The sequence below is a fragment of the Streptomyces sp. NPDC087859 genome (assembly GCF_044742595.1).
GTDB lineage: Bacteria > Actinomycetota > Actinomycetes > Streptomycetales > Streptomycetaceae > Streptomyces > Streptomyces canus_F.
The window spans coordinates 15914-42685 of record NZ_JBIUUU010000003.1 but is presented as its reverse complement, the minus strand read 5'-3'; the positions used below and the strand labels follow the sequence as shown (position 1 = coordinate 42685).

The 26772-nt window shown below is 71.1% G+C and carries 23 protein-coding genes; 11 read left to right on the top strand and 12 right to left on the bottom strand.

Annotated features, from left to right (window positions below; translation table 11 throughout):
* Nucleotides 1-22: 22 nt before the first annotated feature.
* The 3 genes from ACIOHP_RS07580 to ACIOHP_RS07570 all read right to left on the bottom strand — a co-directional run bounded on the left by ACIOHP_RS07580 (nt 23) and on the right by ACIOHP_RS07570 (nt 4817).
* Nucleotides 23-1000, bottom strand: a complete 978-nt coding sequence (locus ACIOHP_RS07580) for a helix-turn-helix transcriptional regulator (RefSeq protein ID WP_401884201.1) — start codon at nt 998-1000, stop codon at nt 23-25.
* A gap of 63 nt (nt 1001-1063) precedes the next feature.
* Nucleotides 1064-3769: a pyruvate dehydrogenase (acetyl-transferring), homodimeric type gene (gene aceE, locus ACIOHP_RS07575; RefSeq protein ID WP_361538750.1), complete on the bottom strand. Its 2706-nt coding sequence runs from the start codon at nt 3767-3769 to the stop codon at nt 1064-1066.
* 415 nt (nt 3770-4184) lie between these two features.
* The gene (locus ACIOHP_RS07570) at nt 4185-4817 is read right to left on the bottom strand and encodes a GntR family transcriptional regulator (RefSeq protein ID WP_046257782.1); all 633 of its coding nucleotides are present in this window, start codon (nt 4815-4817) and stop codon (nt 4185-4187) included.
* 286 nt (nt 4818-5103) lie between these two features.
* On the opposite strand from ACIOHP_RS07570, the gene ACIOHP_RS07565 reads away from it, so the two are divergent.
* The gene (locus tag ACIOHP_RS07565; RefSeq protein WP_361538752.1) at nt 5104-5775 is read left to right on the top strand and encodes a hypothetical protein; all 672 of its coding nucleotides are present in this window, start codon (nt 5104-5106) and stop codon (nt 5773-5775) included.
* A gap of 64 nt (nt 5776-5839) precedes the next feature.
* Here ACIOHP_RS07565 and sucB read toward each other — a convergent pair whose 3' ends face one another.
* The 3 genes from sucB to ACIOHP_RS07550 form a co-directional block, all read right to left on the bottom strand.
* Nucleotides 5840-7657, bottom strand: a complete 1818-nt coding sequence (gene sucB / locus ACIOHP_RS07560; protein ID WP_401884198.1) for a 2-oxoglutarate dehydrogenase, E2 component, dihydrolipoamide succinyltransferase — start codon at nt 7655-7657, stop codon at nt 5840-5842.
* A 67-nt stretch (nt 7658-7724) separates the two neighbouring features.
* Complete coding sequence (gene lpdA / locus ACIOHP_RS07555; RefSeq protein WP_307031869.1) at nt 7725-9113, bottom strand: dihydrolipoyl dehydrogenase; 1389 nt, start codon at nt 9111-9113, stop codon at nt 7725-7727.
* 345 nt (nt 9114-9458) lie between these two features.
* Nucleotides 9459-10979 carry a leucyl aminopeptidase gene (locus tag ACIOHP_RS07550; RefSeq protein ID WP_361538756.1) on the bottom strand — a complete coding sequence of 507 codons (1521 nt, stop codon included), beginning with the start codon at nt 10977-10979 and terminating at the stop codon, nt 9459-9461.
* Between the two features lie 344 nt (nt 10980-11323).
* On the opposite strand from ACIOHP_RS07550, the gene ACIOHP_RS07545 reads away from it, so the two are divergent.
* The 5 genes from ACIOHP_RS07545 to ACIOHP_RS07525 all read left to right on the top strand — a co-directional run bounded on the left by ACIOHP_RS07545 (nt 11324) and on the right by ACIOHP_RS07525 (nt 17767).
* A complete protein-coding gene (locus tag ACIOHP_RS07545; RefSeq protein WP_401884195.1) occupies nt 11324-13351 on the top strand; it encodes a hypothetical protein in 2028 nt (675 codons plus the stop codon).
* Nucleotides 13352-13468: 117 nt separating this feature from the next.
* Nucleotides 13469-14989 (top strand): GT4 family glycosyltransferase PelF, encoded by a 1521-nt coding sequence (pelF, locus tag ACIOHP_RS07540; RefSeq protein WP_361477036.1) that lies wholly within the window; start codon nt 13469-13471, stop codon nt 14987-14989.
* Entirely contained in the window at nt 14986-16371 is a 1386-nt protein-coding gene (locus ACIOHP_RS07535; protein WP_401884193.1) for a hypothetical protein, read from the top strand. Before pelF ends, ACIOHP_RS07535 begins: the two co-directional genes overlap by 4 nt.
* Nucleotides 16368-16994, top strand: coding sequence for a spherulation-specific family 4 protein (locus tag ACIOHP_RS07530; protein WP_401884189.1), 627 nt, complete (start codon nt 16368-16370; stop codon nt 16992-16994). Before ACIOHP_RS07535 ends, ACIOHP_RS07530 begins: the two co-directional genes overlap by 4 nt.
* Entirely contained in the window at nt 16991-17767 is a 777-nt protein-coding gene (locus ACIOHP_RS07525) for an endo alpha-1,4 polygalactosaminidase (protein WP_401884187.1), read from the top strand. Before ACIOHP_RS07530 ends, ACIOHP_RS07525 begins: the two co-directional genes overlap by 4 nt.
* Nucleotides 17768-17799: 32 nt before the next feature.
* On the opposite strand, the gene ACIOHP_RS07520 is transcribed toward ACIOHP_RS07525, so the two are convergent.
* Complete coding sequence (locus ACIOHP_RS07520; RefSeq protein ID WP_401884182.1) at nt 17800-18594, bottom strand: adenosylcobinamide-GDP ribazoletransferase; 795 nt, start codon at nt 18592-18594, stop codon at nt 17800-17802.
* A 60-nt stretch (nt 18595-18654) separates the two neighbouring features.
* Between ACIOHP_RS07520 and ACIOHP_RS07515 the strand changes: the two genes are divergently transcribed.
* Nucleotides 18655-19404 carry a hypothetical protein gene (locus ACIOHP_RS07515; RefSeq protein WP_401884178.1) on the top strand — a complete coding sequence of 250 codons (750 nt, stop codon included), beginning with the start codon at nt 18655-18657 and terminating at the stop codon, nt 19402-19404.
* A 389-nt stretch (nt 19405-19793) separates the two neighbouring features.
* Here the strand turns inward: ACIOHP_RS07515 and ACIOHP_RS07510 are convergent, their stop codons facing one another.
* Together ACIOHP_RS07510 and cobT are read right to left on the bottom strand one after the other, a co-directional pair.
* On the bottom strand, nt 19794-20468 hold the full coding sequence (locus tag ACIOHP_RS07510) for a hypothetical protein (RefSeq protein ID WP_401884176.1): 675 nt from the start codon (nt 20466-20468) through the stop codon (nt 19794-19796).
* 190 nt (nt 20469-20658) lie between these two features.
* Entirely contained in the window at nt 20659-21747 is a 1089-nt protein-coding gene (gene cobT / locus ACIOHP_RS07505) for a nicotinate-nucleotide--dimethylbenzimidazole phosphoribosyltransferase (RefSeq protein WP_361538774.1), read from the bottom strand.
* 137 nt (nt 21748-21884) lie between these two features.
* On the opposite strand from cobT, the gene ACIOHP_RS07500 reads away from it, so the two are divergent.
* Complete coding sequence (locus ACIOHP_RS07500) at nt 21885-22403, top strand: class I SAM-dependent methyltransferase (protein WP_361538776.1); 519 nt, start codon at nt 21885-21887, stop codon at nt 22401-22403.
* On the opposite strand, the gene ACIOHP_RS07495 is transcribed toward ACIOHP_RS07500, so the two are convergent.
* Nucleotides 22392-23594, bottom strand: a complete 1203-nt coding sequence (locus ACIOHP_RS07495; RefSeq protein WP_401884171.1) for a bifunctional adenosylcobinamide kinase/adenosylcobinamide-phosphate guanylyltransferase — start codon at nt 23592-23594, stop codon at nt 22392-22394. The two genes, ACIOHP_RS07500 and ACIOHP_RS07495, sit on opposite strands and share 12 nt — an antisense overlap.
* A gap of 113 nt (nt 23595-23707) precedes the next feature.
* Here ACIOHP_RS07495 and ACIOHP_RS07490 point away from each other — a divergent pair, with 113 nt between their 5' ends.
* Nucleotides 23708-23920 (top strand): hypothetical protein, encoded by a 213-nt coding sequence (locus ACIOHP_RS07490; protein ID WP_046262608.1) that lies wholly within the window; start codon nt 23708-23710, stop codon nt 23918-23920.
* A gap of 79 nt (nt 23921-23999) precedes the next feature.
* Here ACIOHP_RS07490 and ACIOHP_RS07485 read toward each other — a convergent pair whose 3' ends face one another.
* Both ACIOHP_RS07485 and ACIOHP_RS07480 read right to left on the bottom strand, forming a co-directional pair.
* Complete coding sequence (locus ACIOHP_RS07485; protein WP_361538780.1) at nt 24000-24701, bottom strand: methyltransferase domain-containing protein; 702 nt, start codon at nt 24699-24701, stop codon at nt 24000-24002.
* 83 nt (nt 24702-24784) lie between these two features.
* A complete protein-coding gene (locus tag ACIOHP_RS07480) occupies nt 24785-25462 on the bottom strand; it encodes a DUF3043 domain-containing protein (RefSeq protein WP_361538782.1) in 678 nt (225 codons plus the stop codon).
* A gap of 205 nt (nt 25463-25667) precedes the next feature.
* Here ACIOHP_RS07480 and ACIOHP_RS07475 point away from each other — a divergent pair, with 205 nt between their 5' ends.
* Nucleotides 25668-26462 carry a PspA/IM30 family protein gene (locus ACIOHP_RS07475; RefSeq protein WP_351688990.1) on the top strand — a complete coding sequence of 265 codons (795 nt, stop codon included), beginning with the start codon at nt 25668-25670 and terminating at the stop codon, nt 26460-26462.
* 23 nt (nt 26463-26485) lie between these two features.
* Complete coding sequence (locus ACIOHP_RS07470) at nt 26486-26764, top strand: hypothetical protein (RefSeq protein WP_361477001.1); 279 nt, start codon at nt 26486-26488, stop codon at nt 26762-26764.
* The last annotated feature ends 8 nt before the right edge of the window (nt 26765-26772 follow it).

Genomic DNA, 26772 nt, shown 5'->3' with positions numbered 1-26772 from the left:
GCACGTGGAGTGCGGCGGATTGTTATGTCCCGTACAGGGCGGCCAGACGGCGCGCGTCCTCGGCGAAACAGGCCCGCAGGCCCTCCGGAGCCAGCACCTCCACCTCGGGGCCCAGCGACAACAGCTGCGTACGGGCGACCTTCTCCGACTCCACGGCGACCGTCACGGTCACCCAGCCGTCCTCGTCCGGCACCCCCGCCCGCTCCAGCGCCTCCCCGGTGGAGACCCGGTCGGCCAGGGCGTACGGCAGCCGGCGCACCCCGTCCGGTGACAGCCGTACGACGACCTCGGCCCGCAGGATCGAGCGCGCGAACCGTTCCGCCTGGTCCTCCCAGAAGGCGGGGAGATCGAACTCCTCGTCGCGTTCGAAGCGGTCCGCCGAGGCTTCCACCGTCGTGAACCGGTCGATCCGGTACACCCGGAAGGAGCCGGGGTCGGGAATCCGCGCGCACAGGTACCAGACCCCCGCCTTCAGCACGAGCCCGTACGGCTCCAGCTCCCGCTCGACCCCCTGAGCCCCCTTGCGATAACGAGCGGTGACCCGCCGGTCGTCCCACACCGCGTCGGCCAGCGCGGGCAGCAGCTCGGGCGTCTTCGGCTCGCTCCACCAGTTCGGGGCGTCCAGGTGGAAACGCTGGGCCGCCGTCTTCGAGGCGTCCCGGAGCGAGGGGAGCAGCGCGGCGGAGACCTTCAGACGGGCGGCCGAGGCGGCGTCCTCCAGTCCCATCTCGCGCAGCGCCCCGGGCACACCCGACAGGAACAGCGCCTCCGCCTCACCCCGGGCCAGCCCGGTCAGCCGGGTCCGGTACCCGCCGATCAGCCGGTAGCCGCCGGCCCGTCCCCGGTCCGCGTACACCGGGACCCCGGCCTCCGACAGCGCCTGCGCGTCCCGGGTGATCGTCCGCTCGGACACCTCCAGCTCCCGCGCCAGCTCGGCGGCGGTCATCGAGGGCCGGGACTGGAGGAGCAGGACCATCTTGATGAGGCGGGCGGCACGCATACAGCCCATGATGCAACGAGGCCCCCGCCGAAGCGGGGGCCCCCTCACACAACCACCACAGACCTACAGGCCGTACTTCTCGCGCGCTTCCTTCACCGCCGTCGCCTTGACCTCGCCGCGCCTGGCGAGCTGGGCCAGGGCCGCGACCACGATGGACTCGGCGTCGACGCCGAAGTGGCGGCGGGCCCCCTCGCGGGTGTCCGAGAGGCCGAAGCCGTCGGCACCGAGCGAGGAGTAGTCCTGCTCGACCCACTGCGCGATCTGGTCCGGGACCTGGCGCATGTAGTCGGAGACCGCCAGCACCGGGCCCTCGGCGCCGTGCAGCGCCTGACGGACGAACGGCACCCGCTCCTCGCCGCGCAGGAGGGCCGCGTCGGCCTCCAGCGCGTCGCGGCGCAGCTCGGTCCAGGAGGTCGCGGACCACACGTCGGAGGCCACACCCCACTCCTCGGCCAGCAGCTGCTGCGCCTTGAGGGCCCAGTGGATCGCCGTGCCGGAGCTCAGCAGCTGGATGCGCGGGGCGTTCGCCGCGGCCACGTCCAGGCCCGCCGACTCCGCCGTGTTGAAGCGGTACAGGCCCTTGACGATGCCCTCGTCGATGCCGGGGACGGACGGCTTGGCCGGCTGGGGCATGGGCTCGTTGTAGACCGTGAGGTAGTAGAAGACGTTCGGGTCCTCGCCCGGGGCCGCCTCGCCGTACATCCGGCGCAGACCGTCCTTGACGATCGCCGCGACCTCGTACGCGAACGCCGGGTCGTACGTCAGGGACGCCGGGTTCGTGGCCGCGATCACCGGCGAGTGACCGTCCGCGTGCTGCAGGCCCTCGCCCGTCAGCGTCGTACGGCCCGCCGTCGCACCCACCAGGAAGCCGCGGCCCAGCTGGTCGCCGAGCTGCCACATCTGGTCGGCCGTGCGCTGCCAGCCGAACATCGAGTAGAAGATGTAGAACGGGATCATCGCCTCACCGTGCGTGGAGTACGCGGTGGACGCGGCGATGAAGTCGGCCATCGAACCGGCCTCGGTGATCCCCTCGTTGAGGATCTGGCCGTTCTTGGCCTCCTTGTAGTACATCAGCTGGTCACGGTCGACCGGCTCGTACGTCTGGCCCTTGGGGGAGTAGATGCCCAGGGACGGGAAGAGGCTCTCCATGCCGAAGGTGCGCGCCTCGTCGGGGACGATCGGCACCCAGCGCTTGCCGGTCTCCTTGTCGCGGACCAGGTCCTTGATCAGGCGGACGAAGGCCATGGTGGTGGCCACGTTCTGGGAGCCGGAGCCCTTGTCGAAGGAGGCGAAGGCCTTCTCGGCGGGGGCGGGCAGCGGGGCGAGCGCGTGCGTACGACGGGCCGGGGCGGGGCCGCCGAGGGCGGCGCGGCGCTCCTGGAGGTAGCGGACCTCGGGGGAGTCGGCGCCGGGGTGGCCGTAGGGCACGACCCCGTCGACGAAGTCGCTGTCCTTGATGGGCAGTTCCAGCAGGTCACGCATCGTCTTGAACTCGTCCACCGAGAGCTTCTTCATCTGGTGGTTGGCGTTCTTCGACGCGAAGCCCTCGCCGAGGGTGTGGCCCTTGACCGTCTGGGCCAGGATGACCGTCGGGGCACCCTTGAACTCGACGGCGGCCTTGTAGGCGGCGTAGACCTTGCGCGCCTCGTGGCCACCGCGGGAGAGGTGGAAACACTCGAGGATCTTGTCGTCGCTCAGCAGCTTCGCCATCTCGGCGAGCGCCGGGTCCTTGCCGAAGAAGTCCTCGCGGATGTAGGCGGCGCCACGGGTCTGGTACGTCTGGACCTGCGCGTCCGGTACCTCCCGGAGCCGTCGTACGAGCGCACCCGTGGTGTCGAGCTGGAACAGCTCGTCCCAGGCCGTGCCCCACAGCGTCTTGATGACGTTCCAGCCGGCGCCGCGGAACTGGGCCTCCAGCTCCTGCACGATCTTGAAGTTCGCGCGGACCGGGCCGTCGAGGCGCTGGAGGTTGCAGTTGATGACGAAGGTGAGGTTGTCGAGCCCCTCACGCGAAGCCAGTGCGAGTGCCGCCGTCGACTCCGGCTCGTCCATCTCGCCGTCGCCGAGGAAGGCCCAGACGTGGGAGGCGGAGACGTCCTTGATGCCGCGGTTGGTCAGATAGCGGTTGAAGCGCGCCTGGTAGATCGCGGAGAGCGGGCCGAGCCCCATGGAGACGGTCGGGAACTCCCACAGCCAGGGCAGCCGGCGCGGGTGCGGGTAGGACGGCAGGCCGTTGCCCCCCGACTCCCGGCGGAAGTTGTCGAGCTGCTGCTCGTCGAGGCGGCCGTCGAGGAAGGCGCGGGCGTAGATGCCGGGGGAGGCGTGGCCCTGGATGTAGAGCTGGTCGCCGGAACCGTCGGCTTCCTTGCCCTTGAAGAAGTGGTTGAAGCCGGTCTCGTAGAGCCAGGCCGCGGAGGCGAAGGTGGCGATGTGGCCGCCGACGCCGTATTTGGAGCCACGGGTGACCATCGCGGCCGCGTTCCAGCGGTTCCACGCGGTGATCTTCCGCTCCATCTCCTCGTCACCGGGCGCGGACGGCTCGGCGGCGGTGGGGATGGTGTTGACGTAGTCCGTCTCGAGCAGCTTGGGCAGCGCGATGCCGTTGCCCTCCGCGCGCTCCAGCGTGCGGCGCATCAGGTACGCGGCACGGTGCGGGCCGGCAGCCTTGGCGACCGCGTCCAGTGAGGCCTGCCATTCGGCGGTCTCCTCGGGGTCACGGTCCGGGAGCTGGTCGAGCTCGCTCGGCTGGATGGCGTAGGGGTCGGTCATGTCGCCGCCTTCCTCAGTCGAAGGGGGTTCCCTCATCGGTAAGGGTTCGGGGGTGCCCTAGGTCTTTGGCAGGACAGGGCTCAAGCCTCGGTGGAGGCCAGTCAGCCTCGGTAGAGGCCCGTCGGCGACTTTAACTCCCTGATCGATGATCGATCAAAGGGTTGAAGGGCAAAACCTCTCGAATACGAGAAAGTAGGCACGGGGTGCCTCCGGCGGTGGCACGGGGTGACGTTATCTCTCCGGTGTTTTTGCAGGTGAGAGTGCGTTTGAGCGAGGGCGTGCTCGGTTGGACAGGGGTGTGGGCCCGTGCCGATGTGCACCTCCGCCGCGCGGGTGTGACCAGCCCCGCACGACCGCAGATACCCACGCATCCGCAACACCCCTGGCGGGGGCGAAGCACCTCCGGCGACGACGGCTAGTCGGCTTCGTGCCGCGGCGCGCAGCCCAGCACATGCGCCTTCACCAGCTCCGCGATACGGGGATCCCGGCGCCGGAACGCCTGCACGAGCTCCTCGTGCTCCTCCGCGTACGACTGCTGGACCGTGCCCAGCCAGCGGATCGACAGGGCCGTGAAGACCTCGATGCCGAGCCCCTCCCAGGTGTGCAGGAGGACGGAGTTGCCGGCCGCGCGGACCATCTCCCGGTGGAAGCCCACCGTGTGCCGCACCTGTCCCGTCCCGTCGGACGCGCGGTCGGCCTCGTACAGCGCGGCGACATGCGGCTCCAGCGCCGAGCAGTCCTGCGCCAGCCGCTCCGCCGCCAGCTCCGCCGCGATCGCCTCCAGACCGGCCCGGACCGGGTAGCTCTCCTCCAGGTCGGCCGCCGTCAGGTTCCGCACCCGCACGCCCTTGTTGGGCGCCGACTCGATCAGCCGCAAGGACTCCAGCTCGCGCAGCGCCTCCCGCACGGGGGTCTGACTGACCTCCAGCTCGGTGGCGATCCGTCGCTCCACGATCCGCTCGCCCGGCTTCCAGCGACCGCTGACGATCCCTTCCACGATGTGCTCGCGGATCTGTTCGCGCAGCGAGTGGACGACGGGCGCGGTCATGAGTGCTCCTTAAGGAGGGGCCGCCCATCGGCCCCGGGGGCGTTTGACGTTTAGACAATAAGGCCGCACGCGCTTTCCCGAGGGGCGCACGGGGGCGCTTTCATGCAGGTGAGACGAGACTTACACGCTCCACAGGGCGGCTCACCCTGTAAAGACCCGTACCGGGTACGGCCCGGAGCGGTCACCGCCGTGTCACCGCAGGAACCCTGTGAGCCCCCACCCCGTCGCGGTCGGCGTGGGAGTGCCCGCCAGGGGCGCCCCCTTGCACCAACCATCGGGGGATGGCATGAACAACCAAGGACGACGCGGAGCACTTCGCTGGACGGCCGCGGCGGCCGTGATCGGCACGGTCCTGGGCCTGACGGGCTGCCAGCAGACGTCCACCGCCACGCGGACGGCGGCGAAGCCTGAGAGTTCGGCAGCGGTCACCGGCATGGCTGCCTCCGGTTCCTCCGGTGGGGCCTGCGTCTTCATCAAGCCCGACGGCGCCCAGAAGTTCGGCCACGTCGGCTGGGGCTTCCGCGTCGCGGGCACCGACCGCTGGGTCTACGGCGCCGTCGAGAACCCGAGCGCCGACCTCTACACCCCGCCGGGCGGCGACATCGGCGCCTGGCACGCCGAGGGCTCGTACGACCGCATGCTCGGCGACATGTCCCGCGACGCCCACTACCCCGGCAACTCCGAGCACCCGTACAGCCGTTACCGCTGCACCAACTCCTCGACGCACGACGTGAACGCCGCCCGCGCGATGATCCGCACCGTCGAGTCCCGCGGCTTCCTCGTCGGCTTCGACCCGAAGACCGGCGACCTCACCTCCCGGGACTGCCTCGACGCGACGTACGACGTCCTGAAGGCGTACCGCACGAAGGGACTCACACGCGCCGACAAGCTGTCCGTCCCGAACGTGTGGGTCGAACTGCTCTGGGGCTGGTCGGACAAGCGGCTGACGCCCCGGTGACATGACGGTGCCCCGTCCGGAAGGCTCCGGGCGGGGCACCGTACAGGCACTGCTTCCTTAAGGCTTACAGGCCGAGCTCGACCTCGAACTCGCCCGCCTCCAGGATCGCCTTGACCGCGGTCAGGTAGCGGGCCGCGTCGGCGCCGTCCACCAGACGGTGGTCGTAGGAGAGGGTCAGGTAGGTCATGTCGCGGACGGCGATGACCGTGCCCTCTTCGGTCTCCAGGACGGCCGGGCGCTTGACGGTGGCGCCGATGCCGAGGATCGCGACCTGGCCCGGCGGCACGATGATCGTGTCGAAGAGCGCACCGCGCGAACCGGTGTTGGAGATGGTGAAGGTCGCACCGGACAGCTCGTCCGGCGTGATCTTGTTGGCGCGGACCTTGCCGGCCAGCTCCGCCGTGGCCTTCGCGATGCCGGCGATGTTGAGGTCGCCCGCGTGCTTGATGACCGGGGTCATCAGGCCCTTCTCGGAGTCCACCGCGATACCGATGTTCTCGGTGTCGAAGTAGGTGATCGTGCCCTCGCCCTCGTTGATCTTGGCGTTGATGGGCGCATGCGCCTTCAGCGCCTGGGCCGCGGCCTTGACGAAGAACGGCATCGGGGAGAGCTTGACGCCCTCACGGGCGGCGAAGGAGTCCTTCGCCCGGCCGCGGAGCTTCATCAGACGCGTGACGTCGACCTCGACGACCGAGGACAGCTGCGCCTGCTCGTGCAGCGCCTTGACCATGTTGTCGCCGATGACCTTGCGGATGCGCGGCATCTTGACGGTCTGGCCACGGAGGGGGGAGGCCTCCAGGGACGGCGCCTTCTTGGCAGCGGGAGCCGGAGCGGCAGCGGCCGGAGCCGGAGCGGCAGCGGCGGCCTTCGCGGCCTCGGCGGCGGCGACGACGTCCTGCTTGCGGATACGACCGCCGACGCCGGTGCCCTTGACGGTGGCCAGGTCGACACCGTTCTCGGCGGCGAGCTTGCGCACCAGCGGGGTCACGTAGGCGCCGTCGTCACCCGCGGTGGCGGCGGGCGCGGCCGGAGCGGCCGGAGCGGCGGCGACCGGAGCCGGCGCGGCCGGCGCGGGGGCCGGAGCGGCCGGAGCCGGGGCAGCGGCGACCGGAGCCGGAGCGGCCGCGGGCGCGGCGGGGGCCGGAGCCGGGGCCGGCGGGGCCACGGGGGCGGCCGGGGCAGCCGGAGCCGGAGCGGCGGCGGCCGGAGCCGGGGCCGGAGCGGCGGGAGCCGGGGCAGCGGCCGGAGCCGCACCCGGGGCACCGATGACGGCCAGCTTGGCGCCGACCTCAGCGGTCTCGTCCTCGCCGACCGTGATCTCCAGGAGCACACCCGAGGTGGGCGCCGGGATCTCGGTGTCGACCTTGTCCGTGGAGACCTCGAGCAGCGGCTCGTCGGCCTCGACGGAGTCGCCGACCGACTTCAGCCAGCGGGTGACGGTGCCCTCGGTGACGGACTCGCCGAGCGCGGGCAGGACGACGTCCGTGCCCTCGGCGGAGCCGCCGCCGGCGGCGGCCTCGGCGGTGGGAGCGGGGGCCGGAGCGGCCTGCTCGGTGGAGGGGGCCGCAGCGGCCGGCTCCGGAGCCGCGGCGGGCTCGGGCTCGGGCTCGGCGGCGGGGGCAGGGGCGGCGGCGGGCGCGCCCGTGCCGTCGTCGATGACGGCCAGCTCGGCGCCGACCTCGACCGTCTCGTCCTCGGCGACCTTGATGGAGGCCAGGATGCCGGCGGCGGGGGAGGGGATCTCGGTGTCGACCTTGTCGGTCGAGACCTCGAGCAGCGGCTCGTCGGCCTCTACTCGCTCACCCTCGGCCTTCAGCCAGCGGGTGACAGTGCCCTCGGTGACGCTCTCGCCGAGCGCCGGAAGGGTTACGGAAACCGCCATGGTTTCGGTTGCTCCTTACGAATTGCGGAAGTCTGTGTCGTCGCGAAGTCGCTTCGTCGACCGAGGGTCAGTCGTGAGCGTGCAGCGGCTTGCCGGCCAGTGCCAGGTGGGCCTCGCCGAGCGCCTCGTTCTGCGTCGGGTGGGCGTGGATGAGCTGGGCGACCTCGGCCGGCAGCGCCTCCCAGTTGTAGATCAGCTGGGCTTCGCCGACCTGCTCGCCCATGCGGTCGCCGACCATGTGGACGCCGACCACGGCACCGTCCTTGACCTGGACGAGCTTGATCTCGCCCGCGGTCTGAAGGATCTTGCTCTTGCCGTTGCCCGCCAGGTTGTACTTCAGAGCGACGACCTTGTCCGCACCGTAGATCTCCTTGGCCTTGGCCTCGGTGATACCGACGGAGGCGACCTCCGGGTGGCAGTAGGTCACGCGGGGGACACCGTCGTAGTCGATCGGGACGGCCTTGAGGCCGGCCAGACGCTCCGCCACCAGGATGCCCTCGGCGAAGCCGACGTGCGCGAGCTGGAGGGTCGGGACCAGGTCGCCGACGGCGGAGATGGTGGGGACGTTCGTCCGCATGTACTCGTCGACCAGGACATAGCCGCGGTCCATCGCGACGCCCTGCTCCTCGTAACCGAGACCGGCGGAGACCGGGCCACGGCCGACGGCGACGAGCAGGAGCTCGGCCTCGAACTCCTTGCCGTCGGCGAGGGTGACCTTGACGCCGTCGGCGGTGTACTCGGCCTTCGAGAAGAAGGTGCCCAGGTTGAACTTGATGCCGCGCTTGCGGAACGCGCGCTCAAGAAGCTTGGAGGAGTTCTCGTCCTCGAGCGGGGCGAGGTGCTTGAGACCCTCGATGATCGTGATGTCGGTGCCGAAGGACTTCCAGGCGGAGGCGAACTCGACGCCGATGACACCGCCGCCGAGGACGATGGCCGACTTCGGCACACGGTCCAGGACGAGGGCGTGGTCCGAGGAGATGATGCGGTTGCCGTCGATCTCCAGGCCCGGCAGCGACTTCGGCACGGAGCCGGTCGCGAGGAGGACGTGGCGGCCCTGGATGCGCTGGCCGTTCACGTCGACCGAGGTGGGGGAGGACAGCCGGCCCTCACCCTCGATGTACGTCACCTTGCGGGAGGCGACCAGACCCTGCAGGCCCTTGTAGAGCCCGGAGACCACGCCGTCCTTGTACTTGTGGACCCCGGCGATGTCGATGCCCTCGAAGGTGGCCTTCACGCCGAACTGCTCGCTCTCGCGGGCCTGGTCGGCGATCTCGCCCGCGTGCAGCAGGGCCTTGGTGGGGATGCACCCTCGGTGCAGGCAGGTACCGCCGACCTTGTCCTTCTCGATCAGGGCGACGTCAAGCCCCAGCTGCGCCCCGCGCAGGGCCGCGGCGTAACCGCCACTACCACCGCCGAGGATCACTAGGTCGAAAACGGTGCTGGCGTCGTTCGCCACGTCACGTCCTCCATGCATGTGCGCCGTACGCCGGTCTCCTGTGACCGCGCGGCGGCTGGTGTCCGGCCGCTCTTTCTTCGGCCCTGTGGTGGGGGCCCTGTCCTGCCGAGTGCCATCTTCGCACTTGTCGGAGGAGAACGAGACGCCGGGCCGGGGTGTGAGACACCACACGCTCACATGTGAGGACCTCACTCTGAGGCAGGGGCCGCGGTGAGACACGCAGGGGCGCGGCGCTGTCGGGCGTACGGGGCACCGACCCACCCAGGGGCGCGGGGAACTGCGCGACCGGCCACCACCGGTCCGCACTCGCCCACGCCCCTGAGCGATCGAGCTCTCAGGCGAAGGTCACCCCAGGTCACCCGCGGCAGTCAGCTCCGCCAGCCGCACCAGCGTCCGCACAGCGGTGCCCGTGCCCCCCTTGGGCGTGTACCCGAACGGCCCACCCTCGTTGAACGCCGGACCCGCGATGTCCAGGTGGGCCCACGTGATGCCCTCACCCACGAACTCCCGCAGGAACAGCCCCGCGACGAGCCCGCCACCCATCCGCTCACCCATGTTCGCGATATCGGCCGTGGGGGAGTCCATCCCCTTGCGCAGGTGCTCCGGCAGCGGCATCGGCCACGAAGGCTCGCCCACCTCGGCCGCGGCCTCGTACACCGCGGAGCGGAACGCGTCGTCGTTCGCCATGATCCCGAACGTCCGGTTGCCCAGCGCCAGCATCATCGCGCCGGTCAGCGTCGCCACGTCGACGATCGCGTCCGGCTTCTCCGCGGAGGCGGCCCACAGCGCGTCGGCCAGGACCAGCCGGCCCTCGGCGTCGGTGTTGAGCACCTCGACGGTCTTGCCGCTGTACATCCGCAGCACGTCACCGGGCCGCACGGCGGAACCCGACGGCATGTTCTCGGCGAGCGCCAGCCACGCGGTGACGTTCACTTCCAGACCGAGCCGCGCGACGGCCACGACGGCGGCGAAGACGGCGGCCGCCCCGCTCATGTCGCACTTCATCGTCTCGTTGTGACCGGCCGGCTTCAGCGAGATGCCGCCCGAGTCGTACGTGATGCCCTTGCCGACGAGCGCGAGGTGCTTCCTGGCCTTGGAGGAGGTGTACGACAGCTTCACCAGCCGCGGCGGCGTCGCCGAACCGCCGCCGACGCCCAGGATGCCGCCGTAGCCGCCCTTGAGCAGGGCCTTCTCGTCGAGCACCTGCACCTTGATGCCGTGCTCCTTGGCCGCGGCCTGCGCGACGGCCGCGAAGGCCTCCGGGTACAGGTCGTTCGGCGGGGTGTTGACGAGGTCACGGGCCCGGTTGAGCTCCTCGGTGACGGCGAGGGCACGCTCCACGGCCGCCTTGTACGCCTTGTCGCGCGGCTTGCCGCCGAGGAGGGTGACCTCGGCGAGGGGCGCCTTGCCGTTCTTCGGGTCCTTGGCGTTCTCCTTGTACGCGTCGAAGGAGTACGCGCCGAGGAGGGCGCCCTCGGCGATCGCGCCGGCGTCGGCGGCGTCCGTCAGCGGCAGCGCGAAGGCGGCCTTCTTGGCGCCGGTCAGCACGCGGGCGGCGGCGCCGGCGGCCCGGCGGAGCGCCTCGGAGTCGAAGGAGGCGTCCTTCTCGGGCTCCGGGCCGAGACCCACCGCCACCACGAGGGGAGTCTTGAAGCCGGACGGCGCCGGCAGCTTCGTCACCTCGCCCTCGGCGCCGGAGGCACCGAGGGTCTCCAGGACGCCGGCGAGGCTGCCGTCGTAGGCCTTGTCCACAGCTTCGGCGCCAGGTGCGACGACCGGGCCCTTGGCGCCCTTGGCGACACCGATCACGATCGCGTCGGCCCGCAGGCCGGGCGCCGCGGCGGTGCTGAGAGTGAGAGCAGTCACGGTGGTGAAATCTCGCTTCCGATGTGAAGTTCAGTGGGTCGAGTGTGGGTGGGTCGACCGGGCCCGACAGCCGACCCTAGAACCGTGTCCGGGGGCGGCATCGACCGGGGCCTTCACCCCGTCGATGAACACCCGGAACGAGCCTACGCGCGTATGGCTGGTTCGCTCATTCCTACGGGCGTTCACCTGTGAGTGGCGTCATGGCCACTTCTCAATCCTTACTCCCGGTGAGCTCAGTCACACTCCTCGTGTTCCGGTGAGCGCATCGCCCACCGCTTTGCATGATTTCCACTGATCATCCTTGGATTTACCACAAGGGGATCTTCTGGGGGAGGACACACAGAATGGCGCAGACTGCGCACAGACGGAGAGGCGCGGCCGCGGCCCTGACCGCCGCCGGGCTACTGGCGTTGGGGCTCGGAGTACCGGGCGCGGCGGCAGCGGTGACGCCGCGCATCGATCTCAGAGTGCTGGTCGTGGACAACGGCGACAGCCCCGTCCAGGCCATCACCGCCCAGCTGAAGAGCACGGGCATCCCGTACACCACCGTCTCCCTGAACGACGCGAACCGCCCCGCCATCACGGCCGCGTTCCTCAGCGACACGGTCAACGGCACGCCCCGGGCCAAGTACCAGGGCGTCGTCCTGCCCAACGAGGCTCCCTTCGGCGCCGGTTCGGCCGAGCAGACCGCGCTGGAGACGTACGAGAAGACGTACGGCATCCCGCAGGTCGACGCCTACACCTGGGCGCACCCCGGCGTCGGCCTGGAGTACAGCAGCTACTCCGGCTCGCTGGACGGACAGGCGGCGGGCATCACGGCCGCCGGCAAGTCGGGGCCCTTCGGATACCTCGACGGAGCCCTCACCTTCGAGGACAACTCCCCGTCGGTGATGGAGAGTTACGGCTATGTGGCCACCCCCGGGGCGGGCTTCACCAGCTATGTCGACACCGCCGTGCCCGGCGGCTCGGGCCGCGGCAGTCTCGTCGGCGAGTACGTCCACGACGGGCGCCGCGAACTCGTCGTGACCTTCGCGTACAACCAGTACCAGCAGCAGTTCCGGGTCCTCGCCCGCGGCATCGTCGAGTGGCTGACCCAGGGCGTGCACCTGGGACAGGCGCGCAACTACTTCGCCGTCCACGTCGACGACGTCCTCGCCCCCGACAGCCGCTGGGACACCGAACACAACTGCACCCCCGGCGACTTCGACTGCGCGGGCGGTGACGACACGGGCACCACGCCGATCCGGATGACCGCCGCCGACGCGGTCCACGCCGCCCAGTGGCAGCAGGAGCAGGGCTTCACGCTCGACATGGTCTACAACGCCGGTTCCGGCGAGGAGTGGAAGACCGAGAACGGCGGCACGGACGCCCTCGCCACCCAGCTGCTCGCCGACAAGGCCAAGTACCGCTGGATCAACCACACGTACACACACAAGTTCCTCGGCTGCGTCCAGGACACCTCCACGGTGCCGTGGACCTGCGCGAAGAACGCCAACGGCACGACCCAGTACATGAGCCGGGCCGACATCTCCGCGGAGATCCGCGACAACTACAACTGGGGCGTCTCCAAGGGCCTTCCGCTGACCCGCGCCGAGCTGGTCACCGGCGAGCACTCGGGCCTGAAGACGCTGCCGCAGCAGCCGAACGACAATCCCAACCTCGCCGGTGCCCTCGCCGACAACGGCATCAAGTGGACCGCCTCCGACAACTCCCGTGAACCCGACCAGCGTGCGGTCGGCAGCGGCACGCTGACCGTGCCCCGCTACCCGATGAACGTGTACTACAACGTCGGTACGAACGCCGAGATGGTCGACGAGTACAACTGGATCTACGCCTCGGCGGCCGACGGCGGCAGCGGCATCTGCGAGAACAACCCGACCTCCACCTGTCTGGCCGAGCCGCTCGACCCGGCCACGGGCTACACGTCGTACATCGTCCCCCAGGAGGCCCGCACCGCCCTCGGCCACGCCATCAGCAACGACCCGCGACCGCACTACGCCCACCAGTCGAACCTGGCCGAGGACCGGACCCTCTACCCGGTCATGAACAAGGTCCTCACCGACTACCGGGCGCTCTTCGCCGACAACACCCCGGTCCAGAACCTCGCCCAGGCCGCCATCGGCACCGAACTCCAGCGCCGCGCCGGCTGGCAGGCCGCGCTGGCCTCCGGCAAGGTCACGGCGTACCGGGTCGGCGCGACGGTCACGATCACGGCACCGAACGGGACGCAGATCCCGGTGACGGCCCCGGAGGGCACGAAGCAGCAGCTCCTGATCGGCACGACCACCTTCGGTACGGCGTACGCGGGAAGGCGCTCGGCGTGGACCACGCCGGCGGTACTGCAGTCCGCGTTGACACTGAAGCTGCCGTAGGGAGAGCGCCCCTCAAGGGGCGCGGGGAACTGCGCGACCGGCCACGACGAATCCGCGGTCGGGCCCGGTCCGCAGTTCCCCCCACAAGATCCGCAAACAGGGGGGAACCGCGCCGCGATGCGCACGGGCCGTCACGTCACCATGCTCACCGAAGGCACCTATCCCCATGTCCACGGCGGCGTCAGCACCTGGTGCGACCAGCTCGTCAAGGGCATGCCGGAGGTCGACTTCCACATCCTCTCGCTCACCGGAAGCGGCCGCGAACCCGTGACCTGGGAGCTGCCGCCCAACGTCTACCGCCACACCTCCGTGCCGACCTGGGGCCCGCGCCCCGGCCGCAAGCACGCCCCGTACGGCAGGGCGCGGCGCCGTTTCATCGACTCCTACGAGCGGTTCCTGCTCTCCTTCCTCGACCCCGAGGCCCACTGCGACTTCGGCGAGGCCCTGTACGAGCTGGCCGAACTCGCCCGCGACGGACGCCTGTCGGCCGCACTGCGCACGGAGTCGGCACTGCGCTCGCTGATGTGGATATGGACGATGCCGCACCTGGCGACGGCCGCGGCCCGCCCCACGGTCCACGACGCGCTCACCGCGACGGACCTGCTGGAACACGCCCTGCGCCCGCTGGGCGTCCGTATCCCCGAGGACTCGGTGGCACACGCGGTGAGCAGCGGCCTGGCCACCCTGCCCGCCCTCGCCGCCCACCAACTGGACGGCGTACCGTTCCTCCTCACCGAGCACGGCATCTACCTGCGCGAGCGCTACCTCGGCTACCGCTCGGACGCCCAACGCTGGCCCGTGAAGGCGTTCATGCTCGGCTTCTACCGCGAGCTCAACTCCCTCGGCTACCGGGCCGCCGACCTCATCACCCCCTGCAACCAGTACAACCGCCGCTGGGAGGAGCGCGGCGGCGCCGACGCCGACAAGATCCGCACGGTCTACAACGGCGTCGACCCGGCCGCCTTCCCGCACGCGGGACCCGAACCCGAGGTTCCGACCCTCACCTGGTGCGGCCGCGTCGACCCCATCAAGGACCTGGAGACGCTGATCCGCGCCTACGCCATGGTCCGCGCCGAGATGCCGGAGACCCGGCTCAGACTCTTCGGCCCGGTCCCGCCCGGCGGCGAGGAGTACAAGACCCGGCTGGAGAAGCTCGCCGCCGAACTCGGCGTCACCGACGGCCTCACCTTCGAGGGCCGCATCAGCGAGGTCTGGCGGGCCTACGCGGCCGGTCACGTGGTCATGCTCTCCTCCATCTCCGAGGGCTTCCCGTTCTCCATCATCGAGGCCATGTCCTGCGGCCGTACGACGGTGTCGACGGATGTCGGGGGAGTGAGCGAGGCGGTCGGCGACACAGGTCTGGTGGTGCCCCCGCGTGAGCCGGAGAAGCTGGCGGCAGCGGCCCTGACCCTGCTCAGGGACGACGAACGGCGCCTGAAACTCGGCGAGTTGGCGCGGCAGAGAGTGATCGACCGCTTCACACTGCGCCGCTCCGTGGACAATTTCCGGACGATCTACCAGGAGCTCGCGGGTATGCCCGAGGTGTACGAGCCCACGCTCGAGACCGTCGCCGACTGGACCCTCGAACTGCGCGACCCCTGGTACGCCGCGGTCGCGACGGACGGGACCGGCTGGTGAGCGGATCCGTCTGGCTGCCCCCGGGTGCCCGCCCCGACACCATGCCCGGCATCCCCAGGCAGCGCACCCCGAGCTGGGCCCGGCCCGACCCCGTCGACGCGCTCGCCGAGCGCCTCGACGACTTCGTCGCCGCGGCCGTCCACCCCGACGAGATAGCCGCGCTCCTGGAGTCCGACGGCATGTCGGACGACCAGATACGCGAGCGGTACGGCCTGAAGAACTCCTTCGCCCTCGCCGAGGAACTCTACGAACGCGTCGAGCGCCGCTATCCCGAACCGGAGGGCCCGGTCCACGACCCGTGGCAGGTGGGCCTGTTGGGCTGCCTCCTGCGGGGCGTCGTCTTCGCCCTCCCCGGCTTCGGCTACGTACTGGGCGCCCCGCTGATGACCGGCCCCAGGGACTTCGGCCTCCCGGCGGGCACGATCCCCCTCCTCGCCGGCGCCCTGGTCGGCTGGACCTGGAACCAGGGCCTCGCCCACCGGGCGTACTCCTGGCTGGGCCTGGGAGACCGCGCGGCGGCGAAACGCAGCCTGCTGCTGGGAGCGCCGACGGGCGTGGTGCTGGGCGCCCTGGCCGCCCTCCTGGTCGCGGGCACGGGCGACATGACGGGAGTGGCCTTCGCCGCCGGACAGTCCCTGTACCTGGGCGCGTCGACGGTCCTGCTGGTCCTGGGCCGCGAACGGGCGCTGCTGCTGGCCCTGTTGCCGATGGCGGCGGGCGCGGCCATGGCGTTGGTCCATACCCCGTCGACGGCACTCAGGCTCGTCCTGCTGTTGGGCTCCTTGCTGGCGGTGGTGGTCCTGGGTCTACTGGAACTGCGCGACAAGCAACGACGGGCCCGCGGCCGACAGCCGACCATGGGCCCCCAACTCCTTTCCTCCCTCCCTTACGCCCTGTTCGGTCTGGGCACCGGCGTCCTCGTCCTCTACGCAGCCCTGGACAACGCCCTGGCCGCCGTGGCCCTCACCCTCAGCATGGGCCCCTCCGAATGGCTCCTCCACCGCTTCCGCAGCGGCAGCCTCGCCGGCCTGCGCAACACCAGCACCGCAAGGGCCTTCTGGCGTACGACGGTCACCACGCTGGTCGAATGCCTGACCGCCTACCTGGCCACCCTTCTCGTCCTGGGCCTCGCCATGTCCGCCCTGTCGCCAGGTCTGCTGGTGCTGGGCGTGGTCCTCTGGACGGGTCTGCTGCTCCAGTCCTTCGGCGCGATCCTCAGCGCGACGGCGGTCTGCTGCGCCGCGGCCCTGACCCAGACACTCGCGCTGCTGACCCACACGGGCGACCCGCACTGGGTCGCCCTGATCGTCCACGGCACGGCAGCCGCGGCCCAAGCCGCCCTCGTCTGCGCCCTGTTGGGAAGGGCGACGGCCCACCGATGAGCACTCTTCTGGTCCCGTACTACGAGCACCCGTCCGTCCGCCCCGCTGAATGGGACGCGCTCATCGCGGCCGCACCCCTCCTCTACGGCGTCGTCCTCAACCCGGCCAGCGGCCCCGGCGACGCCCCCGACGAGGCCTTCGCCGAGGTCGCCGCACGGCTGCGGGCCGCAGGCACACGGGTGCTGGGCTACGCCGACACGGACTACGCCCGCAGACCCTCCGCCGACGTGGTCCGTGACCTCACACGCCACCGCGACTGGTACGGCACGGACGGCGCCTTCCTGGACCAAGTCACCTCGGGCCCGGAGGAGTTCGCGTACTACCGGCGGCTCGCCACCGCCGTCCGAGGCACCCTCGCCCTGAACCACGGCACCACACCACACCCCTCCTACGCCCGCATCGCCGACGTCCTCGTCACCTTCGAGGGCACCTGGTCGACGTACCGCCGACAGCCCCCGCACCCCTGGCGCGGCGCCACGGACGTACGGCTGTGCCATCTGGTGTACGGCGTCCCGGACGGCGTCGATACGGCGGTGGAGGGTGCGGACCTGTACTGCGCGGTCCCCGGGGTGGGGGATCATCCTTGGGGTACGTTGCCCCACACTCTGGAGCCCGCTCGGTGAGACGCGTTTTCTGGCTGGTCCCCCTGTTCCTGCTGGCCGCCTGCACGACGACCCCGGACGCGAAACCCGGCCCGCGCTGGCAGCCGTCCCCCGGCCTCGACTGGCAGTGGCAGCTCAGCGGCCGGACGGTCGACACCTCCGTCGACGTCCCGGTCTACGACATCGACGGCTTCGACCAGCCCAGGTCCACCGTCACCGAGCTGCACCGCAAGGGCCGCAAGGTGATCTGCTACCTCTCCACCGGAGCCTGGGAGGACTGGCGCCCCGACGCGGAGAAGTTCCCGGAGTCGGTCATCGGCCGCGGCAACGGCTGGGAGGGCGAGAGCTGGCTCGACATCCGCAAGACGGACGTCCTGGAACCGTTGATGGCGGACCGCATGGACATGTGCCGTGAGAAGGGCTTCGACGCGGTGGAGCCCGACAACATGGACGGATACAAGAACCGCACCGGCTTCCCGCTGAAGGCCGCCGACCAGCTCCGCTACAACCGCCTCATCGCGAAACTCGCCCACGCCCGCGGCATGTCGGTGGGCTTGAAGAACGACCTGGACCAAATCCCCGAACTGGTCGACGACTTCGACTTCGCGGTCAACGAACAGTGCGCCCAGTACGACGAGTGCGAGGCCAACACGCCGTTCATCGAGGCGAAGAAGGCGGTCTTCCACGTGGAGTACGAACTGCCGACGAGCAAGTTCTGCGCGGAGTCACGCAAGCTGAAGCTGAGTTCGATGCTGAAGAAGTACGAGCTGGGGGTCTGGCGCCGGGCATGCTGAAACCGCGCGGCCGGCCACGACGCACCCGCCACTCAGCCACCCAGCGAAAGCACCACGAGCGCGGTCGTGGCCGCAGTCTCCGCCAGCCCTCCGAAGACATCCCCGGTCACCCCGCCGAAGCGCCGTGTGCAGTGCCGTAGCAGGAGTTCGGCAACCCCGGCGGCGACGACGACCGCGAGCGCCGTACGGACGATGTCGTACGGCCCGAAGAACGCCCCCGCACCTGCCGCCGCCAGCGTCACGGCAACGGCGACGATCGTCGCACCCCGTACCGGGACCACCCCGGCCACGGCCGCTCCCAAGCCCTCGGGCCGTGCCGCCGGCACCCCGCGCCGCGCCGCCAGCGTCAGCGCCAGCCGGGCCGCCGTGGCCGACACGACCGCGGCCGCCGCACCCCGCGCCCATGACTCGCCGTACGCCTGTGCCAGCGCCGCCACCTGCGCGAGCAGTACGAAGACGAGGGTGATGACCCCGAAGGGCCCGATGTCCGACTGCTTCATGATCCGCAGCGCGTCCTCGGCGGGCTTACCGCTGCCGAGCCCGTCCGCGGTATCGGCGAGCCCGTCGAGGTGGAGCCCCCGGGTGAGCGCGGCGGGCACGGCGGCGGTGGCGACCGCGGCGAGCAGCGGTCCCGCGCCCAGGGCCAGGAGCAGTACACCCAGCACGGCGGCCGCCGCCCCGACCACCACCCCTGCCAGCGGGGCGCACAGCATGCCCCCGCGCGCGGCGTCACGGTCCCAGCGGGTCACCTTGACCGGGAGGACGGTCAGGGTGCCGAAGGCGAAGCGGAGGCCGTCGGGCCAGGGAGTCGAAGAGGGCGCAGACACCGGAGGAGGTTATCCGGCGGTCGGGAAGTCGCCACGGCCCACCCTGGATAAAGTGCGCATATGGGACATTGGCTCCAGCGGAACATCATCGAGCCGGGCAAACTGCCGCTGCTCCTCGCCCTCACCTCCTTCGTCGTCACTTTCCTCGTCACCCGGGTCATCACCCGGCTCATCCGCGCGGGCAAGGGCCCTTTCGGGAACGTCAGCTCCGGCGGGGTGCACATCCATCACGTGGTGCCCGGGATCGTCCTGACCGTCGTCGGCGGCTTCGGTGCCGTAGGCAGTGGGCGGCACGGCTTCGGGGCGGCCACGTGTGCGGTGATCTTCGGTGTCGGCGCGGGTCTCGTGCTGGACGAGTTCGCGCTGATCCTGCACCTCGACGACGTCTACTGGACGGAGGAGGGCCGCAAGAGCGTGGAGGTGGTCGTGCTGACCGCCGCCCTGGTGGGACTGGTGCTGTCCGGGTTCTCGCCGTTCGGCGTCAACGACCTGAGCCAGGACGAGCTCCAGGACCGGGCCAACGTGCTCTCGACCGTGGTGGTCAACTTCCTGTTCGCCCTGGCCGTCCTGAGCAAGGGCAAGGCCCGTATGGCGATCTTCAGCGTGATCGTCCCGCTCGTCGGCCTGATCGGTTTCGTCCGCTTGGCCCGCCCGGGCTCACCCTGGGCCCGCCGCTTCTACCGCCGCCGCCCCCGCGCCCGCGCCAAGGCCACCCTGCGCGCGTACCACCACGACCGCCGCTGGGCGGGCCCCCGCCGCAGACTCGAGGACCTGATCGGCGGCAAACCCGATCCACGCGCCCTGCCGTGACAGTCCGCCCGCGAGCCGACAGCTGACGCACCCCGGCCACGGTCACCGCTGCTGCCGGGCGGCGCCCCACGTCTCCGCGCCGAGGCACCTTGCGCGCCTGCCACCAGGACCACCGCCGGGGAGCGGGCCCGCGTCTCCTCCGCGCGCGGCGTCACACGCCCCTGGGTTCCTTCCTGCACCGCGCGCCGGACTCGAAGACCTGATCGGCGGCAAGCCGCATCCCCAGGCCGTGCCGTGACAAGGCGACCGCGGGCCGACATCTGACAGTCCCCAGTCGCCGGCTCGGACGTCGCCGGGGGCCGCCCCGCGCACCCGCTCACCGACACGGCCGTCTGCCGGACCGCTCACCGACGTGGGCGCCGACCGGGCAATGCCCGACGTGCGCCCGGTCATCGCATCGCCACCCGCCCCGTGCGTCGCCGATGGCGTACCTCCGAGATCCCGCACAGTGCCAGCACCGCCGCGATCGCCGCCAGATGTTCCTTGCCCGCGAGGTTGTCCTTCAGCAGCACCTCGACCACCATCGCCGCGATCACCACACCCCCGGTGACGTACGCGCGACAGCGCCAGGCCAGGAACACCGCGAGGCCCACCACGGCCGCCGAGGGGCCGGTGTCGACGACCTGGGAGTCCGTGGCCGGGAGGCCGAGCGGGCTGTCGGGGCCCAGCCAGATGCCGAGGCGGGCGTACAGCGTGCCGGCGAGGGTGGCGGCGTAGGCGATGACGAGGGTGCGCCACCAGCCCAGGCAGATCTCCGCGATGCCGAACACGATCAGGAGCTGCGCCAGCGCACCCCACACGGGCAGGTCCAGCGCGGGTACGAACAAGGACAAGGGCGTCCGCAGGAGGGCCAACCACAGCGGGTCCTCCGCCCGTACAGCCCCGACGTTCTGCACGAACTGGTAGCCCCACGACTGGTTCTGCACGAACTGCAGCACCGCCGTCAGGCAGACCGCCCCGATCGCCATCGGCACCGCCCGCCACCGCCGCCGCACCAGCGGCCCGCGCACCGCGAGGTACAGGAGCCCCCACTCGGTGCGGGCCCAGCGGGCGATCCTCGTCATCGGCGCGTCTCCAGGTACGAACGGTGCGGCCACCGGCCATGTCCGAAGACCGATCCGCACCATGCGCAGTTGAGCCACACCTACGTGATCTGGATCTCCCGGGCCTGTTGCACACCTTCCCGGCAGATCGGAGACATCCACACAAAGGCGTCACATTGACCACCCCTGCCGCGCCTCTGCGCCCTCTGGGCTACTCCTCCTTCTCCGGCTCCCCGGCCTCCGCCTCGACGGCCTCCGGCTTCTCGGGCAGCTCCGCGGCCAGCGCCGCCGCGGCCTGCACCAGCGGCAGTGCCAGCAGTCCGCCGGCGCCCTCCCCGACCGTCACCCCGTGCTCCAGCAGCGGCTCCAGCGCCATCCGGTCCAGCGCCTTCGCCTGCCCCGGCTCCCCGCTGTCGTGCGCGGCCAGCCACCAGTCCGGCGCCCGGAAGGCGATCCGCTGCCCGACCAGCGCACAGGCGGCGACCACGACCCCGTCGAGCACGACCGGCAGCTTGCGCACCGCGCTCTGCAACAGGAACCCGGTGATCGCCGCGAGATCGGCACCGCCCACCGTCGCCAGCAGCTGGAGCTGGTCCCCGAGCACCGGGCGGGCCCGCCGCAGCGCGTCGCGGATCGCCGCGCACTTGCGCATCCAGGCGAGATCGTCGATGGCCAGCCCGCCGCGCCCGGTCACCACGGACGCGTCGGTCCCGCACAGCGCGGCGACCAGCACACCCGCCGCCGTGGTCCCGCCGACGCTCACATCGCCGAGCACCACCAGATCCGTACCGGAGTCGGCCTCCTCGTCGGCCACCGCGACCCCGGCCCGGAACGCGGCCTCCGCCTCCTCCAGCGTCAGCGCGTCCTCGACGTCGATACGGCCGCTGCCGCGCCGCACCCGATGCCGTACGACCTCGCCGGGCAGCGACTCCGGATCGCAGTCCAGCGCCAGGTCGACGACCCGCACCGGCACCCCGAGCCGCCGTGCGAGCACGGACACCGGCCGCCCGCCCTCCAGGACCTCGCGCACCAACTCCCCGGCGCTGCCCGCCGGCCGGGCCGAGACACCGAGCTCGGCGATGCCGTGGTCACCGGCGAAGAGAACCACCCGCGGCCGTTCGATCGGCCGTACCGGAACGGCGGACTGCGCCGCCGACAGCCACTCACCCAGGTCGTCCAGGCGGCCCAGCGACCCGGGCGGCACGATCTGACGTTCCCGGCGCGCCTCGGCGTCGCGGCGCACCCCACCGTCGGGGCGCTCGATCAGATCGGTGAAGTCGTCGAGATTAAGCGAGCTCATTCGCCGAACAGTACCGGCACCGATCGAACAGGACGGCGCCACATGGCCACCACGCGCACCTGACGTCGTTGCTCCCAAGATCGCGATCCCATACGTTCCGTTTTGCAGTGGAATGTCGTATGTCTCAGGGAGCCCCCATGAAACGCCTGCGCACCCGTGTCAGCGACCTCGACCGCCGACGCCGCCACCGCTCGACGGCACGCGCGATCCTGCGGCTCCTCCCCGAACCGGAGAGCTGGCTGGACGTGGGCACGGGCGACGCCCGCTTCCCCGAGGCGGCCAAGGAGCTCTTCCCGTACACCTCCTTCGACGGCGTCGACCCGACCGCCCGCGTGGAAGAGGCCCGCGAGGCCGACCGGGTGGAGGAGGCGTACGTCGGCAGCCTGACGGACGAGCCGATCGCGACCGGCCTGCGCGCCCGCTACGACGTCGTCACCCTCCTCCGACCCCCGGACCCCGCCGGTGAACTCCGCGCCGCACTCGCGGTCCTGCGCCCCGGCGGCTACCTCCTCCTGGAGGGCGTGGACGCCCCAGCCGAGGAACTCCGCGCGGAACTGGAGTCCCAGGGCTGCACGATCCTCCCGCCGCGGAACCGCCGCCCCCGCCCCTGGACGACGTACCGCCTCATCGCCCACAAGGAGCCCTCAGCCCCGTAGGACCACCGCCTGCCCGGCCACCACCAGCACCACGTGCTCGCACTCACCGGCGAACGCCGCGTTGAGCCGCCCGAGTTCGTCCCGGTAGCGCCGCCCGGAGGCCGTGGCCGGCACGATCCCCGATCCCACCTCGTTCGACACGGTGACGACGGTCCGCCGGGTCGCCCGCACCGCGTCCGTCAGCTCCCGCACCCGCTCCCGCAGCGCCCGCTCCCCGCCGTCGGCCCACACCGCGTCGTCCCACGCCCCGACGGCGTCCATCGCGTCCGTCAGCCACAGCGACAGACAGTCGATCAGCAGCGGAGGCCCGTCGTCGGCGAGCAGCGGCACGAGGTCGCAGGTCTCGGCCGTACGCCAGGACCCGGGCCGCCGCTCGCGGTGCGTCGCCACGCGTGCGGCCCACTCGCCGTCCCCGCCGCGCGTCCCGCCGGTGGCGACGTACAGGACGTCCGGAAACGCCTCCAACCGCCGCTCCGCCTCCACCGACTTCCCGGACCGCGCCCCGCCCAGCACCAGCGTCCGCCGGGGCACGTCCGGTACGTCCTCGTAGACGCCGACGGTCAGTGTCGTCCCGTCGGGCACGGCCCGCGCGCCCGCCGCCGCGAGCCGTCGCCGCAACTCGGCGCCGGGCGGCACGTCGTGGTCGAGATGGACGGCGACGACATCGGTGGCCGGCCCCATCGCACCGACCGCTCGCAGCTTGGCGAGCGCGTCCGGCCGCCCCACGACATCGGCGAGGACCATGTCGTAGCCGTCCTTGCCGTTCTCCTCCAGCCCGGCCGGAGCGCCCCCGGGCGGCAGATAGAGCAGCCGCTGCCCGTCAGGGCCGGTCACCGCGTACCCGGTGCCGGGCCCGTCCATCGCCACCGCCCGCACCCGATGCCCCGTCAGCAGCGCCAACTCCCGCCCGTCCGGCACCCGCCCCGGCTGCGGCAGCCCCGCCGGCACCTCCACGGCAGGCCCGTCGTGCGGATGCGACAACAACACCTGCCGCACCTGCCCCAGCGACTGCCCCGCCCGAGCCGCCGCGAACACCGCGCCGGGCGTCAGATCGAGCAACAGCGCCCCGTCGACGAGCAGCGCGGTGGCGGCCCGGGCGTCGGGACCGAGCGCGGTCGCGCAGACGGCGCAGGGGCAATCGGGGCGGGGGAGCCCCGCGGGGGCGCCGGTACCGAGGAGAGTGAGTTCCACGGACCTGATTTTCGCTTGTCGGCGCGGGTGCTGCGCGTCCGGATAGGCTCAAGGCAGGAGCCGGATCAAGATCCGGCTTCTGCTTTGCACGTGTTCACATCAGGGAGGCGTACATGGCGGCATGGACGTGGCGATTCGAGAAGGCCGACGGGACGGAGGTTCAGCCCGCGGTGCAGCCCGAGGAGTTCACCACGCAGGGGGATGCCGAGTCCTGGGTCGGTGAGTACTGGAAGGACCTCGCGGAGGGCGGCGCGGACCAGGTGCACCTGTTCGAGGACAGTACGAAGATCTACGGCCCGATGAGCCTGCACGCCGAAGAGGCGTAGGTCCGCGGAAAGGGGGCGGCCGGGTTCCGGCCGCCCCCTCTCACCACTCGACTCGCCCGGCGCGTACGTCTCCGCGGTTTCAGCCCCGCACCCCGCACAGGTGCAGCAGCGCCGCGACCCGACGGTAGGGGTCCGTTCGCCCGGCCCGCTCCTCGGCGGCCAGCAGCGTCTCCACGTCGTCCGGGATCTCCGCCCCGTCCGCCGCCGTGTCCGTGAACACCCGCACCCCGTACCAGGCGTGCAGCGGTGCCCCGATGCCGGCCAGCGTCGCGGTCAGCGTCTCCAGCCGGTCGGCCCGCACGTCGAGCCCGAGCCGGTTGGTGTACGACACGGTGTCGAAGGCCCCGAGCGCACCGGTCCAGTCGCCCGAGAGACCCGGCCGCATCGCCAGCGCGTCCGCGTTCCGCACGAGCAGCGACAGCAGCCCGCCCTGCGCGAGCATCCGCGCCAGCCCCGCCAGCAGCGGATCCGGCTCCTCGACGTACATGAGTACGCCGTGACACAGCACGACGTCGAAACTGCCCGGCAGGAAATGGACCCCGGTGTCCCGGCCGTCCCCCTCGATGATCCGCATCCGCTCCCGGATGCCCTCGGGCTCGGCACACAGGGACTCCCGGGCCGCCGCGATCATCGTGGCGTCCTGCTCGAGCCCGGTCACCTGGTGCCCGGCCCGGGCCAGACGCAGTGCCTGGGTGCCCTGGCCCATCCCGACGTCGAGCACCCGCAGCCGCTGACCCACCGGGAAGCGCCCGGCTATCTGCTCGTCGAGCTGCCGGGCCACCAGCTCCTGTCGTACGACATCCCGCAGCCCGCCCAGCCTGCTCAGCCAGGCATTGGCCGCGCCCCCGGTGAACGGCGTAGTGCTCAGGGCCGCTCTCCGCGCTTGACCTGCGGCTTGGGCAGCCGGAGCCGACGCATCTGGAGGGAACGCATGAGGGCGTAGGCGACCGCGCCCTTCCTGGACTGGTCCGGGAAGCGCTCGGCGAGCCGCTTCTTCAGACGGATGCCCGTGAGGATCGAGTCGAGCACGATGAGCACGATCACGACGAGCCACAGCAGCAGCGCGATGCTCTGCAACGCGCCCACCTGCACCATGCTCAGCACGAGGATGATCACGGCCATCGGCAGGAAGAACTCCGCCACGTTGAACCGGGAGTCGATGAAGTCGCGGGCGAACTTGCGGACCGGGCCCTTGTCGCGGGCCGGCAGGTACCGCTCGTCGCCCCCGGCCAGCGCCTGGCGCTGCTTCTCCAGCTGCGCACGACGCTCCTCGCGCTGGCGCTTGGAGGCGTCCTTGCGCGTCATCGACGTATTGGCCACGCTGCGACGCTGCGACTGGGCCTCGCTCCGCTTGGGAGTGGGGCGGCCCTTCTTCGCCTCGGGGTGGCGGATCTGACTGGAGTCGGTCACCTGCGCCTTGTCGGCGGGGGCGGCCTTCTCGTCCTTGGTGGAACGGCTACGGAACACAAAACCCAAGGGTAAGGGGTGTCCGGGGTTGGACCCCAGCCCGCTGGGGAACGATCCGGCAACACCAGTCGTCATGTAGGGGGACAGAGGGGACGTCCGGTGACCGACTGCTGACCCTGAAGGTCACCTACTCCTTACGCCGGAGCAAGGCCTTGGTCAGTCGTCCTTGGGGAGGAGCGCATCCGTCCCCGAACAGTGCGTCAATGGATGCAGGGCCCGTACTGTGGGTTCTGTCGCAGAGCTGAAGCTGGACTCGGTCAGAAGGGGGCGCGCGAAGCCCATGAGCGGTGTCATGAAGCGTATGGGGATGATCTTCCGCGCGAAGGCGAACAAGGCCCTTGACCGGGCCGAGGACCCGCGCGAAACCCTCGATTACTCGTACCAGAAACAGCTGGAGCTGCTCCAGAAGGTGCGCCGAGGCGTGGCGGACGTCGCCACGTCCCGCAAGCGCCTGGAACTTCAGCTCAACCAGCTGCAGTCGCAGTCGTCCAAGCTGGAGGACCAGGGCCGCAAGGCACTCGCGCTGGGTCGTGAGGACCTGGCCCGCGAGGCGCTCTCCCGCCGTGCCGCCCTCCAGCAGCAGGTGACGGACCTCGAGACACAGCACTCCACGCTCCAGGGCGAGGAGGAGAAGCTCACCCTGGCGGCCCAGCGGCTCCAGGCCAAGGTCGACGCCTTCCGTACGAAGAAGGAGACGATCAAGGCGACGTACACCGCGGCCCAGGCGCAGACCCGCATCGGCGAGGCCTTCTCCGGCATCTCCGAGGAGATGGGCGACGTCGGCATGGCGATCCAGCGTGCCGAGGACAAGACGGCGCAGCTCCAGGCGCGGGCCGGCGCGATCGACGAGCTGCTCGCCTCCGGCGCCCTCGACGACCAGTCCGGCATGCACAAGGACGACATCCAGGCCGAGCTGGACCGGCTCTCCGGTGGTACGGATGTAGAGCTGGAACTGCAGCGCATGAAGGCGGAGCTGGCCGGAGGCACGAGCGGTCAGCAGGCCATCGAGGGCGGCGCGGGCCAGTCGCAGTCCCAGCAGCAGCCGCAGGACACCCCACGCTTCGACAAGCAGTAGGGCCCACGCCTTAGGAGGGCGACATGATCGTCAGGATCATGGGGGAGGGGCAGGTGAGACTGGCCGACAGCCACCTCGCCGAGCTGAACAAACTGGACGACGAGTTGCTGGCCGAGATGGAGAACGGCGACGGCCCCGGCTTTCGCCGCACCTTCGAGGCCCTGCTCTCCAAGGTCCGCGAACTGGGCGAGGCGCTGCCCGATGACGCCCTGGAACCCTCGGACCTGATCCTCCCGTCCCCGGACGCCACCCTGGAACAGGTCCGGGAACTGCTCAGCGACGACGGCCTGATCCCGGGCTGACACCGGCC